Below are 1,893 nucleotides of genomic sequence, written 5' to 3'. Positions count from 1 at the left end.
TTTTTTATTGCCGCTCACACACTGAGCTGCGCTTGGTGCTGTTCATGGCTCAACTGGCCAACTGCACCTTCATCAAGGCCCGAATACGGCTCGCCAGCTCGTTGAAGCAGGGACGGCGCACCGAATAATGGCGATAGAAAAGTGAGATGGCGCGCCCGGGAACGGGGTCAATCACGGGTCGGTAGCTCACCCCACCCTCATCGCGATTGGCGGGCACCGCCAGGCGCGGGATCAGCGTCATGCCGCTGCCTGCCGCCACCATATTGCGCAGGGTCTCCAGGCTGGTGCCCTGGAAGCGCACATCCTCCCCTACCCCTGCAGCGAAGCAAAACCCCATGGCCTGATCCCGCAGGCAGTGACCATCTTGCAGCATCAGCAGCTTCTTGCCCTTGAGGTTGCCAAGCGGTACAGCCTTGGCTTGGGCTTCAGGGTGCTGCCGGGGGACCGCCAGCCACATGGGCTCCTGATAAAGCGGCAGTGAGCCAAAGCCCTCCATGCCATCCAATTCAGCCAGGATGACGCAGTCCAGCTCCCCCTCCTCGAGTCGCTTCATCAGTACCTGGGTCTGCTCTTCGTAAAGGTAGAATTCGAGCTGGGGAAAGTGTTCGCGCAGATCCTGGATGATATGGGGCAACAGATAGGGCCCCACTGTGGGGATGAGGCCGATGTGGATCTCCCCTGACATCGGTTCTGCAAAGTGCTGACCGATGTTTTTTAGCTCACGCGCCTCGCGCAGCACCTTGCGAGCCTGCTGGGCCATGGCATCACCGGCTGGGGTAAAGAGCACCTTGCGCGAGGTTCGCTCGATTAAGATAACCCCGAGCTCATCTTCCAGCTTGCGCAACTGGCCACTCAGGGTCGGCTGGCTGACAAAGCAGCGCTCCGCCGCCTTGCGAAAATGTTTCTCCTCTTCCAGCGCTACCAGGTACTCGAGATCGCGAAGGTTCATATATCCCCACTGCTGACGGGCAAAAAATCGACCCCTAGCATGCCCAATAAGTGCTTGAAGAACAAGGCAACCTAGTCAGCCAATCGCGCCAGAAACCCTGCCACGTCTCCTAGATAGGGACCGATGTCGAGACGCTGCAGCGCCTCGCCACGCGCCAGCCCCAAGGTCGGGTAACCTTGGCCCCTGAGTCGGGTTAGCCAACGCTGGCTCTCTAACAGGGCAGGCTCCAGAGCCTGTGTCTCATAGGCATGCTGAAAGGCAGCCTCATCCACGCCCTGTTCGGCGGCGAGGCTGGCCAACAGCACCGAGTCCCCGACCCAGAGACCATCCCGATAATGGGACTCCTGGATACGCTGCAATAGGGTCAACTCATTGCCCCCCAGGGTGCCGAGCGCGAGTATGGCGCGAATGGGAGGGGCAGAGTCGAGCTGCAACCCATCCCTGAGCAGCAGCCCATTGAAGTAGCGCTCACCAAAAGGCTGACCGGTCAGGGCCTGGATCCGCTCATCATGAGGTTTGACATAATCACGCAGGGCCAATCCCATCGCCTGGCGCCGCTCGCCTAGCCAGAGACCGCCCGGATGCAGCTTGATCGTTACCCCCGCCAGCCTGGCCGCGGCCGCAAGCAGGGGGGCTGCACCATAACACCAGCCGCAGAGGGGGTCATAAACGTAGTGCAATGTTGTTTCTTTCATCTTCATGGCGTCGTATCCAGCTTGAAAAAACCGGGCCAAGGGGCCCGGTAAAAAACACAGGGAAGTAGGCTCAATGCTTTACCACTTCATCTCGCCGGTCGCGACCTTGGCGCCGATAGCCAGACCATCATCGTCAGGCAACGCGGGGAAGGCTTGCTTCATGCTCTGGATCAAGCTGTCTGAGTCCTTGGCCTTGGCCAGCTCCTGCTCGAAGCGCTGCACATAATCGCGTGTGAAGGTCACGGCTTC

The 1,893-nt window shown here is 59.9% G+C and carries 2 protein-coding genes and 1 pseudogene; all 3 read right to left on the bottom strand.

Annotation, left to right across the window (positions count from 1 at the left end):
- Window positions 1–49: 49 nt before the first annotated feature.
- Window positions 50–949, bottom strand: a complete 900-nt coding sequence (gene oxyR, locus G113_RS19955; protein ID WP_005913795.1) for a DNA-binding transcriptional regulator OxyR — start codon at window positions 947–949, stop codon at window positions 50–52.
- Window positions 950–1,020: 71 nt separating this feature from the next.
- Window positions 1,021–1,650 (bottom strand): DsbA family protein, encoded by a 630-nt coding sequence (locus tag G113_RS19950; RefSeq protein ID WP_005913793.1) that lies wholly within the window; start codon window positions 1,648–1,650, stop codon window positions 1,021–1,023.
- Window positions 1,651–1,722: 72 nt separating this feature from the next.
- Window positions 1,723–1,893: pseudogene (locus tag G113_RS19945) on the bottom strand (MBL fold metallo-hydrolase); the annotation flags it as partial.

The organism is Aeromonas molluscorum 848 (genome assembly GCF_000388115.1).
Taxonomy (GTDB): domain Bacteria; phylum Pseudomonadota; class Gammaproteobacteria; order Enterobacterales; family Aeromonadaceae; genus Aeromonas; species Aeromonas molluscorum.
This window is presented reverse-complemented; position numbering and strand designations above follow the sequence as displayed.